This window comes from Flavobacterium sp. U410 (assembly GCF_053570605.1).
On record NZ_JBSEFI010000005.1, the window covers coordinates 21,811 to 39,850 of the forward strand.

Here is an 18,040-nt window from a genome sequence, read left to right on the forward strand (position 1 = left end):
TATTATAAATAGACAAATGAAAGTAGCAGTAGTAGGCGCTACCGGAATGGTAGGCGAAGTTATGCTTCAGGTTTTAAAAGAAAGAAATTTTCCGGTTACGGAACTCATCCCTGTGGCTTCAGAGAAATCAGTTGGTAAAGATTTAGAATGGAACGGTAAAACCTATAAGGTAGTAGGTATGCAAACGGCTATTGACATGAAGCCGGAGATTGCTTTATTTTCTGCCGGAGGTCAAACTTCGTTAGATTGGGCACCAAAATTTGCTGCTGCCGGAACTACAGTTATCGACAATTCTTCGGCTTGGCGTATGGATGCTACTAAAAAATTAGTCGTTCCGGAAATCAATGCTAATGAATTAACTAAAGAAGACAAAATTATTGCTAATCCAAACTGTTCTACCATTCAAATGGTAATGGCTTTAGCACCTTTACATAAAAAATATAAAATCAAAAGAATTGTTGTTTCAACTTACCAATCTATCACAGGTACAGGTGTTAAAGCGGTTCAACAATTAGAAAATGAATACCATGGCATTGAAGGCGATATGGCTTACAAATACCCGATTCACAGAAATGCTATTCCACAATGTGATGTTTTTGAAGACAACGGTTACACTAAAGAAGAAATGAAATTAGTGCGTGAAACTCAAAAAATATTAAACGATAACACTATTGCAGTTACTGCAACAGCTATCAGAATTCCGGTAGTAGGTGGTCACAGTGAAGCGGTTAACATCGAATTTGAAAATGATTTTGACGTAAACGAATTAAGAACTATCCTTAGCAATACACCTGGAGTTGAAGTTCAGGACAATTTGGAAACTTTTACCTATCCGATGCCAATTCATGCTCAAGGTAAAAATGAAGTTTTCGTAGGAAGAATTAGAAGAGATGAAAGTCAACCTAATACCGTTAACCTATGGATCGTTGCCGACAACCTAAGAAAAGGAGCCGCAACCAACACCATTCAAATTGGAGAATATTTAATTGCAAACGGTTTAGTATAAATTAAAAAAAGCGACTCAATTGCACTGCCCCCAAAAAGTTAGACACTATTTGAGGGCAGTGCAAAGCGCTCTTTTATTTTTTTGGTATTATATTTTCTTTATCCCCATATTGTATAAAGCAAAAGCTTGAATATCTACTTGTTCGTTAATAATTGCTTCGGTTGATTTTCCGGCACCGTGTCCGGCATTAACGTCAATCCGAATTAAAACCGGATTTGTTCCACTTTGCTTTTCCTGTAGTTCAGCTGCAAATTTAAAACTATGTGCTGGAACTACGCGATCGTCATGATCACCTGTTGTGATTAAAGTAGCTGGATATTTTACTCCTTTTTTGATATTATGAACCGGCGAATATCCTTTTAAATAATCAAACATTTCTTGACTTTGTTCACTTGTTCCGTAATCGTAAGCCCAACCCGCACCTGCGGTAAAAGTATGGTAACGCAACATATCTAAAACACCAACTTGCGGAATGGCTACTTTCATTAAATCGGGGCGTTGTGTCATTACAGCACCTACTAATAGACCTCCGTTTGAGCCTCCTTTTATAGCTAAATAATCAGATGATGTATATTTCTCCTGAATTAAATATTCGGCAGCTGTAATGAAATCGTCAAACACATTTTGTTTTTGCATCTGCGTTCCGGCATCGTGCCATTTTGTACCATACTCACCACCACCACGTAAATTTGCTACGGCATAAATTCCGCCGTTTTCCATCCAAACCGCATTAGCAATACTAAAACTTGGAGTTAAACTAATGTTGAAGCCACCATAACCGTATAAAATAGTCGGATTTTTGCCGTTTAACTTTATTCCCTTTTTATAGGTAATAATCATAGGAACTTTTGTGCCATCTTTTGAAGTATAAAAAACTTGTTTAGACTCATAATCTTCCGATTTGAAATCTACTTTTGGTTTGTTGTAAACTTTTGAATCTCCTGATTTTGGATCAAATTCATAAATGGTTCCTGGAGTTACATAATTGGTAAATAAATAATATAAAGTAGTTTCTTCCTTTTTACCGCCAAATCCGCCTGCAGTTCCAATACCTGGTAATTCAATTTCACGAATTAATTTCCCTTCATAATCATACTGTTTAATTTGAGAAACGGCATCCTTCATATATTCGGCAAAAATATATCCGGCTCCTTTAGTAGGCGATAATACATTTTCGGTTCCCGGAATAAAATCCTTCCAGTTCTCTTGTTTTGGATTTGCTAAATCAAAAGTTACGATTCGCTTATTAGGTGCTTTAAAATCGGTTACAAGATAAAAGAGCGAACCTTTATTGTCTAAGACGTCATTATTGCTGTCAAAATTATCGACAATGGTAACAATAGCACTATTGTTGGAAAGGTCTTTAATGTATAATTCATTTCCGTTAGTAGCTGTTGCTGCTGAGATTACTAAATACTTTTCATCTTCGGTCACATAACCACCAACGTATCTCCGTTTTTCGTCTAAACCGAAAACAACTTTATCTTGTTTTTGAGAAGAACCTAATTTATGGAAGTACAATTTGTGCTGATCCGTTTTAGCTGAAAGCTCGCTTCCACTAGGTTTGTCATAACTTGAATAATAAAAACCTTCGTTTTTGTACCAAGAAATACCGCTGAATTTCACATCAACTATTGTGTCGCCAACGATTTCTTTCGTTTCGGTTTTTAAAATGATAACCTTTCGCCAATCACTGCCACCTTCTGAAATAGAGTAGCCAACTAAACTTCCGTCTTTAGTAAAACTTAAACCGTCTAAAGAAGTCGTTCCATCTTTAGAAAAGGTATTTGGATCCAAGAAAATTTCTTCGTTTCCATTCTTGTCTTTTCGGTATAAAACTGATTGATTTTGGAGACCATTATTTTTGTAGAAATAAGTATAATTACCTCGTTTAAAAGGAGCCGATACTTTTTCGTAGTTCCATAGTTGTTCCATTCGACTTTTTAAAGTAGCTCGAAAAGGAATTTGATTCAGATAGTCAAAAGTTACTTTGTTTTCTTCTTTTACCCAAGCTTCGGTTTCAGAACTTCTGTCATCTTCTAGCCAGCGATAAGGGTCTTCTACTTTACTGTTAAAGTAAACATCAGTATGCTTTACTTTTTTGGTTTTAGGATACGGAATTTTTGTTTGTGCATTCATAGTTAAGGAACAAACAATAGCAGTAATGGTTATTGTTTTTTTCATTTGAAATAAATTAATTACAAAAACAAAAGTAAAAAAATGAAATCTAAAGAATTGTTAAATAAACAAATGCTGTATCAAAACGCAACATTTATTTACTGTATAGAACTAAAATTTTATTCAGTGATTTTAATACTGATTCCTTTCATAGTAGACCAACCTTCGGCATCAGTAAGTTGAATCATAAAATGATAATCTCCTGTGTCAATATCTGTTGGAATTAAAATTTCCTGTTCTGCTATGAATTCTTGGGAATTTTCAGGAATAGAAAAAGTTAACGTGACTGTCCAAGGATTTACAGCATTTTTTATTGGGTCTAAATCACAAGAATCAACCTCAGTATCGTGACTATGATGATCAAAATTATTGTGAATATTAATGCTATAGGCTCCTAATTGTTGATTATCTGTAAAAAGAGCTTTAAAAGGGATTGTGCTTCCTTTCGAGACACTAGTACAACTGTTAGGAAAAGCATCAGTAATCGTTAAATCAATTTCTGGTTTTGTGGTGTCTTTCTCATTATTATCATCATTACTACAACTTTGTATCATGAAACCTAAGATCAAGGCGAAAAAGATTGTTTTTTTCATAATGTTTGTTTTAATTAGAAAAATGACTGCTTTCTACTATAGTAGAAGCAGCCATTTTTATGAAAGTTAGTTAATAGTTAATTCATATTCTACTGTAGAAGAATTCCCTAAACTATCAGTTACTGTAAAGTGAAAATGATAATCTCCAGCGGGTTGGCTGGCAGGAATATCTAGATGTTCATGAAAGTCTGCTGTCGTTAATCCTGCATAATTTGTATAGGTTTCTTCGATAGCAGGAGCACCAGAACTATGAATCTCTATTTCAATAGTCGCTATAGGGTTTGTTGAAACTATAGTACCTTCAATATGGAGATCACTTCCTGCATTTACAGAAGAACTACCAACAGTTCCTGTGCCTAATTCGTCAATTGTAATTTGAAACAGATCATCAGTATTCGCTAAAATCGCTACTTCTGTCTCTACAGTTTTAGTATTTCCATTTTCATCAATTACGGTTAAATGCAAATGATAATCTCCAGCGGGTTGACTAGCAGGAATATCAATATGTTTGTGAAACTCAGCATTAATCATTCCTGAATAATCTGTAAAAGATGCTACAATTTCTTCAATAGAACTATCATTTTCGTTATGTATTTCAACAGTAATTAATGAAATTTTGGCAGTTGCTACAATTTCAGCCTCAAGATGTAAATCGTTTCCAGCAGTTGCATAACCACTATTTTCTAAGCCTACTTCTGTAAGTTCTATGGATATAGAGTCTGTAGATGTAGTTGAATTGTCATCATCACTACTACATGATGTTAAAAATGAAGTTAAGGCTATAAAAAGGGCAAATTTTGTGATATGTTTTTTCATGTGATTCTTTAAATTTTTAAAAGTTTTTTAATTTTAATTCTAGTGATTAGGTTGTTTCAAAAGGTGGGGCTCTCCCTTTTTTATACATTAAGGAGATGGAATTTAAATGGTCTGTAAATGAGTATATTGCCTTGTGATTTTGTGTAACGGATAGTAACTCTTTGAATAAAGAAGAAACTTCATAAAAAGAATAAAAATGAAACTTGCATATTGGGCAATCATAAGAACTCTTTGAAAGAAGAGTTGTTGATTTTGAATCATGATTGTTTTCATGTGAAATAAAAACATAATGTAATGGTCCAAATAGCAATGAGCTACAGAACAAGAAGATTAACATTAAAATACTAATCTGAAGAATTATATTTTTATTTTGATTATTCCGCATCTTGAGTTAAAAAGGTATTTTAACTAGTAAAACAATGTTTCTTCCGGGTTCAGGAACTCCAATTAAACGATAGAAACTAGTATGATTGAAATACTTTTTATTAAATACATTTTGAATTTGAAGGTTGATGTTTATTTTTTGTTTTCCAAAATTGATGTCGCTTCCTAAACCAATATTGGTCACTTGGTAGTCAGGAGTTTTGTTTTCTGGCGGTACAATATTGTTTTGAGCAGCTACATATTTGAAGTCAATCGTAGTAGAAACACGTCCAAATTTTTGATTAAATTTTTTTGAATAGTCGATATGTAAAAGTATTGAAGGTGGCGGTGAAAAAGGTAAAGTATACCCTTTTTTAGCTCCCGATTGCTGTTCAGAATACACATATTCTCCCACAATGCCAGCTGTGTAGTGATCGTTAAATTGATAGTCTAATTTCAGTTCTCCACCGTATCTAAAAACTTTACTTTCGGTGTATTCATAAATTTGATTTCCGGCTCCGTAAGCATAATCATATTCAGGTGTGGGATTCAAGTAGATGTAATTAGAAAAATAGTTTAGAAAAGGATTGACATCTAAATAGATTTTGCCTTTTTGCCAAGTAGCTCCTAAATCCAATTGATAGGCAATCTCAGGCGATAAGTTGGGATCTCCTAGTTCATAACTAAATTGGTGATAATTGACGCCATTTGATGCTAATTCTTTTGCTATTGGCATACGGAAACTTTTGCCAATATTTGCTCTTAATAACCAATGTTCTAAGTTATGATTTACGCCAACAGACCAACTAAAGTTACTGAAGTCTTTTTTTAAAGAAACAGAGCGTTGCAGGTATTCATTATTTCCGTCAATAGGAGTTGTAAACCAATCAAAATAACGTTCTGTTTTTATCGTTCCATAATCGTAACGAATTCCGGTATGAAGTATCGTTTTCGCTCCTAATCGAATTTTATCATAAAGAAAAAATCCTAAATTCGATTGGTGATAAGCCGGAATAATAAAACCCCATCCGTCAATAGCGTTGTTTTGATGCTCTGCGTTTATTCCGGAAGTGATGGTGTGGTTGTCTAAATCAAAGCTTATTTTTCCATTAAAAGAATACACGTTTTTATGAAATCCTCTCTCTAAAGTTTCTTTTATGTTTAACGTTTCAGGATAATTTGAAGGCATATATCCATGGCTGATGTAATCGCTAAATTCTTCTCTAAAATTGTTTTGATACCCCAAATCAAATTCCAAAGTATACTTCCTAAAATCAAATTTTGTGCGATTAATTACTTTGAAGTGATTTACACTTTGCGATGGATTTTGAATATCTCTATCAGAAGCATCGTGAAGTTCAGTATTCACGTTTCGAGGTTCTAATCCATGAGCATTTGCAAAAAGTCCGGTTTTAGTATTTAAATTACTGATGTAAAAAACGGAACGAAAGTTCTTTTTAATAACTCCTGATGAAAAGTGTAGGTTGAATTCATTTCCGGCAGTATTCCGCAGTCTGTTCTTGTACAAAGGTGCTCGGTACGAATAAATTGTGATATGATCTGTCGGTACTTTATAATCACCATAACCGCTGTAAGTAATTCGAGTATCAAAAAAAACAGTTTCTTTTCTTTTGAACACATTGAGCGAAGAACCAAAAAACGAATTGTTCGTTTTTCCGGTGAGTACCAATGAACCACCTAAACTATTCTTTTTCGGGATTTTATTTTTCTCTATAGCGATAATACCTCCGATAGCATCTGAACCGTATTGCAACGAAGCCGGTCCTTTTATGATTTGAACTTGTTCTACTGCATACTGATCTATTTCTAAGCCATGATCAGAACCCCATTGTTGCCCTTCGTGCTTAATCCCGTTTTCAGTTACTACAACTCGATTGAATCCTAGTCCTCTTATGATAGGTTTGGATTGCCCTGAGCCAATAGAAAGCGTGTTTATCCCTCCGATTTTCTCCAGTGATTGCATTAAGCTTCCTCCTATATTTTTTTCAATAAAGTCCTGACTAATGATTTCAAGATCTTGCGCTGTTTCTTTTTTGGTTTTTTGTACTATTCCATCACTTTTCACAACGACTTCATTGATAAAAGAAACAGAGGGTTTCATTTTAAAATCTAAAATCAAATTTTGAGTTACAACTATTGTGGTGTCAATAGGTTCGTACCCAATATAGGAAATGAATAAGCTGTGTTTCCCTTTTGGGATGCCAAAAACAACATACTCTCCATTTTGTTGGGTAATGGTGTTTTTATTTTGAATGTGTATATGACATTCCGCTAAAGGATTGTTGTTTTCGTCTGAAATTTTTCCGCTCACAGTATATTGTGAAAAAGCAGAATAGCTGCAAAATAGCAGGACTAAATGAAGATAAAAATATCGCATTTTGTTCTGTTCTGAATTAAAAAATAGAGTTCTTCATCAAGCATAATTGCTTGACGAATTTTTAGTAATTAATACAATTGAACAGAAACAGGAGGACCTCGATGAGCAAATAAACTTCCAACAAAAAAGCTAGAAGCTTCTTTACTATTGAAAGAATAAGGAATAGCTAAAGTCGGATAAAAAAAGCTGTAAGTGAAAATTTCAGGAAAAAGAAAGCTGGTAAATTTGAAATCACAAATTGGACAATCTTCTTTTTCAGAAATCTTATGTTTGAAACTTTTTTTGTGTGTATCGGGATTTGAATGACAAACGGAAACTTCCGAATGATGATGCGAAAAGGCATGCAACGACTGATAGCTAACAGTAAAAATTACCGAAAGCATCAAAATGAAATTCAATATGGCAAGCCTTTTCTTCACCGAATGAGTTTAATTAAAAATCAAAATTGATTCCTAAAACAATATTTCGTCCCATGTTGGAAATGCCGTCACTTTTTAAACGAGACAAATGATTGACATAAGTTTTATCTAATAAATTTTTAGCATTTAAAGAAACATCAAATTTCATTTTTTGAAGTTTAATAGTTCCGCCAACACCAAGGTTAACCAACGTATAATCATTAGTTTTGGTCTCAAACGAACTGATGTTATTTTGATCAAAAGTATAATTCACTTGAAGATTAGCAAATGCTTTTTGGAACCATTTCCCCAATTCAAACTCACCTCGTACTGTGTTTTTCCATTGGTTCGCCGGAATCAAAGGTAAATAGTCGCCACCTTTTTGTTCGCCAATAACTAGTTCATAACTACTCGTAAAATGCAACCAGTCAATTGGGTGAGGATGCAGGTGAATTCCGGTTTCTCCGCCATATAAGGTTGCGTTGTTTTGTGAGTATTCGTAAACAAAATTATCGTCTAACATAGTTCCGGTTGGCGAAATAAAAATGTAGTTGTTAATGTGATTGTAGAAACCATTAATGAAATATTCAAAATGCTCGCTTTTGTATTCCAAATTCAAATCAGCTTGAAAATTTTGTTCGTTCTTTAAATTTTGGTTCCCAATTTCATAACGATTGCTTCCTTCGTGAACGCCGTTTGAAGTAAGTTCTGATAAGTTTGGAGCTCTAAAACCGGAAGCCAAATTAATCCGGCTGATGATTTTTTCTGTAATGTTTGTTTTGTAACCCAAAGCAAAATTAAAGCTGTTGAACTTTTTGTCAATCGCTTCAAAGTAGCCTTCTTCACCTAGAGTTCCGTGATTAGAAGTTGATACATTTCTATTGTCAAAACGAATTCCGGCTTGTAAAACATTGGTGTTCCATTCGTAATTCGAAGTAATAAAACTTCCAAAGTCGTTAACTGTAGCATCCGGAATCAACATTTCTTCACCAAAGTTACTATTGGTTTGATGCATTCCTTGTACACCAACAATCGTTTCCAGATTATTCCATTTTGGTAAATAGTATTTGATGTTGTAATTGCCTGTTTTTAATTTCATGTGTAAAGCAATTTCATCAATATCTTCCAACTCTTTTCTGTTGTTAAAAGTGTACCCAAAATCGGCTTCTAACTTCGAATTTTTGAAATACACTTTTTGGTTTAAACTCAAAATATGATTGTCAATATCTTGTTTGGGATACAATGGACTGCGGAATCCTGAATTTTCAATGTCTTCTTCAGGTAAACCCAAATTCAATTGGTTATAATTGTAACGAATGTCCGTTGAAAAATGAGAATTAGCATAGCCAATGCCATATTTCAGATCTTTTTCAATAGAACGCGTATTGATGATTCTGTCGCCCGAAGGAATTTTGTAATCTGTTTGCGAATTGTAATTGGCACGCAATAAAAATTTCCAATTACTTGGAGAAGATTTGATGCCAAAAGAAGTATTAGTACCTTGTGTGTTTGATGCCAATTGTTGAAAGATATTTCCTTTGGTACTATTGCTTGAGGCGTATTTTTCAGGATTAAAATACAAAACACCACCAATAGCATCTGAACCATATAGCAAGGAAGCAGGTCCTTTGATGACTTCAACGCTCTCAATTCCTGAAGCGCTTAAACCTAAGCCATGCTCTTCGCCAAATTGTTGGTTTTCCAAACGAACACCTTGCGCATAGGTTAGAACTCTATTAGAACTCAAGCCTCTGATTACCGGTTTACCAATAGACGTTCCGGTTGAAATTTGGCTTACGCCCGGAATTGTAGTTAAACCATCCATCAAAGAAACCGAACCGTTCTTTTGCAAGTCCTCCATGGTTTCATGCGAAACCTTCATCACGTTTTGCGATTGAATTTTATTAAAAGCGGTGGAAACAATGACTTCGTCTAAATGTTGTTCTTTTTCTTTTAGGGTAAAATTTTGTTCTTGTACGTCTGATGAATTGAATTTTAAGGTTTGTTGTTCGTAACCAAATAAATACACAACAAGAGTAATGTTTCCTTTAGGAACTGATTCTAATTGATAATTTCCGTCCGCATCGGTTTCTGTATAATCGTTATTTTCAACCAAATGAAGCGATACAAATGGCAAAGGAGTTCCTGATTCATTAGTGATTTTACCGGATATTTTTTGTTGGCTCAAAGCCAAAGTGCTTACCAATACTAGGGCAAGTGTATATAGATATTTCATGTTATTTGTTTTAAAATGATATAAAAGAATAATTACCCAATGTTAGAACGCAATGGGTAAGTACTGTTAAAAAATAACAGTTGCTTTTTTATAATTAAACAAATAAAACAGGAGGCCCTCTGTGAGCAAATAAACTTCCGCAAAAAAAACTGGTTGCTTCTTTAATGCTGAAAGAGTACGGACTTATTTTAAAAGGAGAAAAAAGAGTGTAAGTGAAAATTTCCGGAGAAAGAAAACTGGTGAATTTGAAATCACAAACAAGGCAATCTTCTTTCTCAGAAATTACTTTTTTAAATTTGGATTGAGTGGAATCATTGTGTTCAGCACAATGCGAAACCACTTCGTGGTGATGTGAAAAAGCATGTAAAGACTGATAACTTACGGCAAATAGCACCGAAAGCATCAAAATGATATTAAGTATTGCTAGCTTTTTATTCACGATTACAAAAGTAGTATTTTTTTTTAAACATTAAGATAATATATTTGTGCGTATAACTTTAAAAAAAACACTAAAGAAATGAGAAAATTATTTTTAATTGCTTTAATTACTGTTTTTGCTTCGTGTAGCAGTGATGATTCGAACAATAATGATAATCCTGATAATCCTATGGGTACGGTTGCATTTTTTAAAGCGACAATGGATGGAAATGCTTTTCAATATGTAGAAGAAGATATTCTTTTTCCGACACATTATCATTCTTATGGGAATGGATATAATGGAAACGGATTTGATAAGTCTTTTTATTATACAGGATATATGTTGCCAATGAGTGCAATGGCTGATTATCCATCAATTGATTTAACCATGCATAATATGTTTCAAAGTACTTCGGAAAGCGATGAAACTGCGGCTTTCTACAGTACTTTTGATGATTTGCCAAATAATTTTATTACGTATGATGATGATATGAATTGGATTAAAGGAGTTAGCTTAACATATGTTGATCAGGACGAGAATTATTATACGACATTAGCTGGTAGTCAAACAGGGAGTAGAATATCATATGCAACCAAAACTAATGCTGTCGATGGAGTATTTCAAACGGTAATTTTAACAGGTTCGATTTCATGTAAGCTTTATAATTCTAATAATCCTACTGATGTAAAAGTTATAACCAACGGAACATTCAAATTGATATTTGTAGAATACAATTAAAAAAAGCGACTCATTTTGCACTGCCTCCAAAAAGTCAGACACTATTTGGGGGCATTTTTATGGAAAGAAAAGTCAAGTATGATTATGCATTTAAACTTAAATGCGTACAATGAGTTTTAGAAAAAGGTCATTCATATGAATATGTTTCACATAAAAAAGGGGTAAATGAATCCAATATTAGAAAATGGAGTAATTTCTATAAAGAATTTAATAAACCTGGTTTGTTGCCAAGACGAAACAGAAATTATACTGTTGCATTTAAGCTGCAAGTTTTAGAATCTATTACAGAAGAATATTCATCCTTAAGTGAAGCATGTTTGAAATTTAACATCACTTCGGATTCAGTTATTCTTAAATGGCGGATAGATTTTGCTACCTTTGGATTAGAAGGCTTACATTCTAAACCAAAAGGCAGACCAAAATCTATGAGTGATTTTAAACGAAAAAAAACGTAAATCTGACAAGCCATTAACAAGAGAGGAAGAACTTTTATTAGAAAATGAAGCATTACGTTGTGAACTTGCCTTTTTAAAAAAGTTACAAGCCTTGATTCAAGCCGAAGAAATAGCCAAAAAGTGCAAGCCATAATGGAATTAAGGCACGAGTTTGATTTAAAGATGCTTTTAAATCAAACAAAAATGGTGCAAAGTAGTTTTATTACTACGAAAAACAAATCACCAGATAAATATAAAGCAATTAAAGAATTAATAACGTCAATTTATCATACTCATAAAGGACGCTACGGGTATCGATATATAACTTGATGAACTTCAAAACAAAGGAATCATTATTAATCATAAAATTGTTTTACGATTAATGAAGTTATTCGGGTTAAAAAGTATTATTCGAGTGAAAAAGTACAAATCTTACAGAGGAGAGCACGGCAAAATAGCACCAAACATTTTAGAAAGAAATTTTAAAGCTACTGCTCCCAATCAAAAATGGGCAACAGATATAACCGAGTTTAATGTCTTTGGAAAAAAATTGTATTTATCACCTATTATAGACTTATTTAACCAAGAAATTATTAGTTATGAGTTATCACGACCAGTTTTTAATCAAGTAGTAACGATGTTTAAAAAAGCTTCTAAAAAAGTATCCAATACAAACAATATTACATTACATTCAGACCAAGGTTGGCAATATAAAATGAAGCAATACCAACAACTATTAAAGCAAAAAGGTATCAAGCAAAGTATGTCTAGAAAAGAAAATTGCTTAGATAATGCTATCATTGAAAATTTCTTTGGAATCTTAAAATCTGAACTTTTTTATATAAAAAAGTTCAGAACAATAGATGAATTAAAAAAGGAAATAAAACAATATATAATCTACTATAATAACGAAAAAATTAAATCAAATTTAAACAAAATGAGCCCGATACAATATCGAGCTCATTATTGTCAAAATTAATTATAAATTTGTCTAAACTTTTTGGGCAGTCTACTTTAGAGCGCTCTTTTTATTTAACATTTGAATATAACAATTATTCAACAACAATTTTCTTAGTTACTTTTCTAGCACCATCTTCAATTGTGACTAAATAAATTCCAGCTTGCGCGTTAGTCAATTCAATTGCTTCATTCACCAAACCATTTGCCTGAACTTGTTTATTCAAGATTAGTCTTCCTCTCATGTCATAAACATTTACAGCAACTTTATCTGAAATAGCTGTTAACTGTAAATTGAATGAACCGTTATTAGGATTTGGATATAATACAAAATCAATCTCCTCTTTTACATTTACATTTAAAATTTCTTTATCATAATCAAGAGCATTTCTTCCAGAGATTCTGTATTCATTATGTAAATCTATCGTATTACAGTCCCCAACAGTTGCCAAAAAATCACTTCCGTTTTTAGATGTAAAGCCATCTGTCAACAGTACTTCATTTTGGGATAAAAAAGTAACACTAATTTCTTCTCCAATTACTGAATGTGAAGACAAACTATTACTTGCCTTTCTCCAATGCATTAAATACTGATGTTTATTTATAAAATTTTCTGTAATAGCCGAATCAGTAGGACAAAGATGCTTAATTATTGTTTCTCTTAACAAATCTTGACAAACTGAGCAAAAAGACTGATTTACGTTTCTCATTTTACAGTTATTCTGTGGTCTATACCAGCCAGTAGCAACATAATTAGCTTCCTCATACAGTCCAGGAACAGTATAAGAACAAGAAGAACCGAAATAACATGTTGGTATAGGTGTTGATGAGTCAATAAGGTATTTCCATGGAATATTACTAAGTGATGTCTGGTCTGTAACATTTCTATTATAAAACAAAGGAAAATCATCGGGGTCAACCGTTGCTGTTGTTGATCCATATTCATCACCCAGTAATCCAAATGTGTGACCAAATTCATGTATCGCAACATTATACATCATTGTATTACCACAATAGCTAGAAGTAAAAGTATACTCGCCACCTCCAGCAGTATAATATTGATTGTTAAAAACAGCAATTAAATACGATTTTTCATCATACCCTGAAATATTATTAGCAATTAAATTGTCCATTCTAGTTTTGAAGGTCGTATAATCTTCAGATCCTGTTGTATTTCCTCCAGAGCACACATAAGCAGGATCAAATTGGTTAAAAGCCTTGGGATAACCATTTGTAGCTGCCACATCTCTAACTAAAATTATTCTAAAATTAGATTGAAATTCATCAAAAGGAGTCGTTGACCAAAGTTGATTAAGAAAACCTGAAACAAATGAATTAAATTCACTCATATGAGCACTATCATACCCTTGGGAAACTAAATAAATATTTATTTGGGAATTACTAGTTTCATAATACGTTTCTAGTGTGACTTGGCTATTAACTTTCGATAAAAAAAGCATAAGAAATAGAAATATAATATTTTTCATATTCTTATATTATTTAGATTTTTCCAACAATAATTGAACTAAATCCTTTAATTCTTTAATCTGTTCTTCTTGAGATTCGTTAACTTTTTTTTGCTCAATAAGGTACAACGTAAGTTCTTCTATTTTTTCTTGCTGAATTTTCGCCATTTCTCCCAAATCTATTCCACTTTCTTTGATTTCTTTTGAACTAGGAACATTAATTAAATGCCCTTTTTCTTTAATATGCTTTTCCACCTCATTTAGAGTAGGCAGATTATAATCTTCGCTAAAAACATAATCAGCCCAATTGCTTTGTAATGTAACTCGAATTTCCTCCGCAAGAACACCCCCTTTTACAAAAAGATTGTATGCTGATATATCTACACTACCAATTGAGGTAGGATAACTTGAAAAACCATACCCAACACCAACTTTTCCATTGAACTTTAATTGATTTTGAGAAAAATCTCCAAAGATCAACGGATATGCATCTTGAGAAGAGTCTATTATTAATGAATTACTTAACGTTTGATTTTCTACAACACTCTTCCCAATTATAATATTGTTAGATCCTGTAATTTCTTTTCCTGATTCATTCCCTATCATAATATTGTCATTACCTGTTGTCTCCATTCCAGCACTAGATCCTAAAAAAACATTTCCATCACCAACTGACATTTCTCCTGTTCTGTAACCAACAAATGTAACATTATTTAAAGGCTCTGGTAAAAACATACAATTGGTTCCTACTAGAGTACATGCACGACCAGAATAAGTTCCTACAAACACATTATTCACTCCCTGATCATTTAATCCTGCCCCATAACCTATACTTACATCATAAACTCCAGCTACAGATCCTAAGCCAAAAGAGACGGAATTGTTTGAAATAATACCAGAATTAGAGTTTCCTCTTTTAAAAATTACATCATAATTATTTGAAGTACCTAGATAACTAGAAGAAGAAGTCACTGTGTTTGTACTCTCTGTTACTTGAGCTTTAAAAGAATAGCTCATAAAAATAACTAATGTGGAAAATAAGAATTTTGATTTCATAAGTATATATTATTTAATTCTTAAATATACAGTTTATGTTTAAAAATATGACAGTTTATATTAAAAAATATGAGATAAAAATCATTTTTCTTTTAAAGAAAAATGCCTAATCTTTTTAAAGATTAGGCATTTTAAATAGCATAATTATATAATATATAATTAATTATTCAACAACAATTTTCTTAGTTACTTTTCTAGCACCATCTTCAATTGTTACTAAATAAATTCCTGCTTGCGCATTATTTAATTGAATAGCTTCATTAACCAAGCCATTTGCTTGAACTTGTTGACTTAAGATTAATCTTCCTCTCATATCGTAAACATTTACAGCAACTTTATCTGAAACAGCTGTTAACTGTAAATTGAATGAACCATTGTTTGGATTTGGATATAATACAAAATCATTTGTTTCAAAAGCTTCTGCTGCTAATACAGGTACACTTTCTGTATGACATAAGTTTAATGTGATTTCCTCTATTGTACCTGTAACACCATCTCCTACATTTACATCAGTTATAAAAAACAACCAACTACCTGCTCCATTATTACCATTAAATCCTGTGAATGTATCTAAAGGTGTAGTAGCTGCACCACTAATCGTATTGCTACAATTTACAGATGATCCTTCAGAATCATACATTAAATCAATATTTGCACTACCAGAACAAGATCCAGAACTCATCCTTGTTACACCTGATGACGCCCAGGGTGGTCTAATTCCATAATATAGATTTCCAACATTAGAATGTGTAAGTACAGGATTAATATTAACGTCTGTTAAAACAAAAGAATCGTCTATAGATAATGAATACCCCGTGTACTGAGAGCTACTTTCAGGAATTGGATAACTACCAAAATTAAAAACATAATCCTCGCAAATATTCTGAGTTTGATAAGTATAATTCCCGATAGCAATATTTTTCACATTAACATTAAAGAAAACATTAGCTGAAGCTTTTACCATTACTCTACAGTTAGCTGCTGTAACGTTAGGAACTGTAATTGTTTCTGAACCATCATTGGCAGTAGCAGAAACTAAAGTTGTACCCCAAGTTTGTCCCCCATCTGTTGACAATAGAATATCAACATTTGTTGCGCCAGACATAGTATTTGTATTATTCACATCCCAAGTAATAGTCTCTGCAGTACCTGGAGTCCAAACTAAATTATCAGCATTCTGAGATGTAACAGTTAGTGGGCCTTTTGTATCATCAACTGTCACAACCGCATTATCATAACCCGTTTGTCCTTGCCCCAATACATTATCTCTAACAGTTAATCTAAAATTAAGTGTTCTAGCCACTGAACTCAAAGCTTCAACAGCTATATCATCTCCTTGAGTAGTTGTTGAACCAGCCATAATAGAAGACATTGTAGGAAAATATCTAACAGGACTTATTGTTGGGTTATAAGATCTCCAGTTAGGCCCAGTTGTTTTCGTTGCAGAAGCAGCAGAACCAGCACCCGTTCCTCCAAATCCAACATTATCATATTGCTCCCAGCAATATGTCAATGTTCCTCCACCTACATCAGTTGCAGATCCAGTCAACATAAAAGGTGTACTTTTAGGAATTGTATAATTTGCACCTGCATTTACCACTGGCGCACCATGTGTAATAGCTGTTACAGTCGGACATGTCTTGTTTGTCATATTAGCTTGAACCTGAGCAATACTTACAGCATGAAAATAATCATCAGAATGTGCTTGAACATTATAATTTGTAATTCCAGCATATCCCATAATAGTAGATCCAGAACCAACTTCCATATTCACTCCAGCTCCCTCGCTTCCATAAGAAAATGTATGATTTGCACCAAATTGGTGTCCTAACTCATGAGCAACATAATCAATATCAAAAGTATCACCTTCCGGAATATCATTTGCTGGAGACGTGTAACCACTTCCTTTTTGTCCGTTAACACAAACACATCCTATACAACCTGCATTTCCTCCTCCTCCTGAAGCACCAAATAAATGACCTACATCATAATTTGACTCTCCAATAACAGAAGTTAATGTAGACTGTAGTTCAGAATTCCAGTTCTCCATACCATCATCAACATTATTGTTATTTGTATCTGTACCGGTTAACGCAGAATAAGGATCTGTTGATGGATTATAGTAAATAACATTTGTTGTATTTGCTATAATATTCAAATGAATAGCAAAATCTTTTTCAAAAACTCCATTAACTCTAGTCATAGTCGCATTAAAAGCCGCTAAAACTGAATTAACTTGAAGTCCATTTGTTGCACCAAAATAATTTGAATATTCTGCCGTACAAGACAATGCCAACCTCATTGTTAATAACTGTCCAGAGCTAGATCGCCCTGTATTCTGCAACCTTTCCGAATAATTTTCAACTAATTCTTGCTCTTGAGTAGAACATGTAAAAGGTAATTTTCCTTTTTCTTTTCCCGCTTCATAAATAGCGTAAACAGAGCCATCCGTTGATACAGGCTCTATAAATTCACTTCTTTTACCTGCTCTAAAAACTACTGTTTGAATTCCTTTTGGATCTGAGCTCAATCTCAAAATAGCTGTCTTATCATCAATCCCTTCTCCAACATAAGATCTAATTTCAGGAAATTGTGCTTGTAACTCACTTTCAAAATTAGAAGCTTCATACATTCTGAAACGATCAAATCCTCCGTTTGCGTTAGGCAACTCAATAACTACAGTCGAATAGTTCCCTGAATTTCTTTCTGGCGCATTCGACAATTGATTTCTAAAAGATAATAAATCAAGTGATTTTGTTTTATAGCTAACAGGAAAACTTTCTCTGCTAACTGATACTTTAACTTCAACGCCGCTTTTTTTGGCCTCTGTCCACAATCTTCCATTTTGACCATGAATAGAGTTAACAAAAAGAACTCCTGAAAAAAAAGCAAATAGTAATGTTTTTTTCATTTTTATGTATGGTTTTAATATAATCTAACAAATATATAAAATAAAAAAAGCAAGAGACAGTCGTCTCTTGCT

General features: G+C 33.1%; 14 protein-coding genes and 1 pseudogene. 5 read left to right on the top strand and 10 right to left on the bottom strand.

Features of this window, described 5'->3' with window-relative positions; translation table 11 throughout:
• Positions 1-16: 16 nt before the first annotated feature.
• A complete protein-coding gene (locus ACUSJC_RS05040; protein WP_449268463.1) occupies positions 17-1,006 on the top strand; it encodes an aspartate-semialdehyde dehydrogenase in 990 nt (329 codons plus the stop codon).
• Positions 1,007-1,093: 87 nt separating this feature from the next.
• On the opposite strand, the gene ACUSJC_RS05045 is transcribed toward ACUSJC_RS05040, so the two are convergent.
• The 7 genes from ACUSJC_RS05045 to ACUSJC_RS05075 form a co-directional block, all read right to left on the bottom strand.
• Complete coding sequence (locus ACUSJC_RS05045) at positions 1,094-3,145, bottom strand: prolyl oligopeptidase family serine peptidase (protein WP_449268623.1); 2,052 nt, start codon at positions 3,143-3,145, stop codon at positions 1,094-1,096.
• Positions 3,146-3,303: 158 nt separating this feature from the next.
• Complete coding sequence (locus ACUSJC_RS05050; protein ID WP_449268464.1) at positions 3,304-3,777, bottom strand: DUF4625 domain-containing protein; 474 nt, start codon at positions 3,775-3,777, stop codon at positions 3,304-3,306.
• A gap of 66 nt (positions 3,778-3,843) precedes the next feature.
• Complete coding sequence (locus ACUSJC_RS05055; protein WP_449268465.1) at positions 3,844-4,593, bottom strand: DUF4625 domain-containing protein; 750 nt, start codon at positions 4,591-4,593, stop codon at positions 3,844-3,846.
• 391 nt (positions 4,594-4,984) lie between these two features.
• Positions 4,985-7,354, bottom strand: coding sequence for a TonB-dependent receptor (locus ACUSJC_RS05060; protein ID WP_449268466.1), 2,370 nt, complete (start codon positions 7,352-7,354; stop codon positions 4,985-4,987).
• Positions 7,355-7,422: 68 nt separating this feature from the next.
• Positions 7,423-7,773, bottom strand: a complete 351-nt coding sequence (locus tag ACUSJC_RS05065) for a hypothetical protein (protein WP_449268467.1) — start codon at positions 7,771-7,773, stop codon at positions 7,423-7,425.
• Positions 7,774-7,786: 13 nt separating this feature from the next.
• Positions 7,787-9,988, bottom strand: a complete 2,202-nt coding sequence (locus tag ACUSJC_RS05070; RefSeq protein ID WP_449268468.1) for a TonB-dependent receptor — start codon at positions 9,986-9,988, stop codon at positions 7,787-7,789.
• 94 nt (positions 9,989-10,082) lie between these two features.
• Positions 10,083-10,427 carry a hypothetical protein gene (locus tag ACUSJC_RS05075; RefSeq protein WP_449268469.1) on the bottom strand — a complete coding sequence of 115 codons (345 nt, stop codon included), beginning with the start codon at positions 10,425-10,427 and terminating at the stop codon, positions 10,083-10,085.
• A gap of 78 nt (positions 10,428-10,505) precedes the next feature.
• On the opposite strand from ACUSJC_RS05075, the gene ACUSJC_RS05080 reads away from it, so the two are divergent.
• From ACUSJC_RS05080 to ACUSJC_RS05095, 4 genes and pseudogenes are all read left to right on the top strand, one after another.
• Positions 10,506-11,144, top strand: coding sequence for a hypothetical protein (locus ACUSJC_RS05080; RefSeq protein WP_449268470.1), 639 nt, complete (start codon positions 10,506-10,508; stop codon positions 11,142-11,144).
• Between the two features lie 224 nt (positions 11,145-11,368).
• Positions 11,369-11,599: a transposase gene (locus ACUSJC_RS05085; RefSeq protein ID WP_449268471.1), complete on the top strand. Its 231-nt coding sequence runs from the start codon at positions 11,369-11,371 to the stop codon at positions 11,597-11,599.
• Positions 11,574-11,732 carry a hypothetical protein gene (locus ACUSJC_RS05090; RefSeq protein WP_449268472.1) on the top strand — a complete coding sequence of 53 codons (159 nt, stop codon included), beginning with the start codon at positions 11,574-11,576 and terminating at the stop codon, positions 11,730-11,732. The genes ACUSJC_RS05085 and ACUSJC_RS05090 overlap by 26 nt, the downstream gene beginning before the upstream one ends.
• A 189-nt stretch (positions 11,733-11,921) precedes the next feature.
• Positions 11,922-12,557, top strand: a pseudogene (locus tag ACUSJC_RS05095) (IS3 family transposase); the annotation flags it as partial.
• 73 nt (positions 12,558-12,630) lie between these two features.
• Here ACUSJC_RS05095 and ACUSJC_RS05100 read toward each other — a convergent pair.
• The 3 genes from ACUSJC_RS05100 to ACUSJC_RS05110 all read right to left on the bottom strand — a co-directional run bounded on the left by ACUSJC_RS05100 (position 12,631) and on the right by ACUSJC_RS05110 (position 17,968).
• A complete protein-coding gene (locus ACUSJC_RS05100) occupies positions 12,631-14,022 on the bottom strand; it encodes a M64 family metallopeptidase (RefSeq protein WP_449268473.1) in 1,392 nt (463 codons plus the stop codon).
• A gap of 9 nt (positions 14,023-14,031) precedes the next feature.
• A complete protein-coding gene (locus ACUSJC_RS05105; protein WP_449268474.1) occupies positions 14,032-15,057 on the bottom strand; it encodes a hypothetical protein in 1,026 nt (341 codons plus the stop codon).
• A gap of 163 nt (positions 15,058-15,220) precedes the next feature.
• On the bottom strand, positions 15,221-17,968 hold the full coding sequence (locus tag ACUSJC_RS05110; protein ID WP_449268475.1) for a reprolysin-like metallopeptidase: 2,748 nt from the start codon (positions 17,966-17,968) through the stop codon (positions 15,221-15,223).
• Positions 17,969-18,040 lie beyond the last annotated feature (72 nt).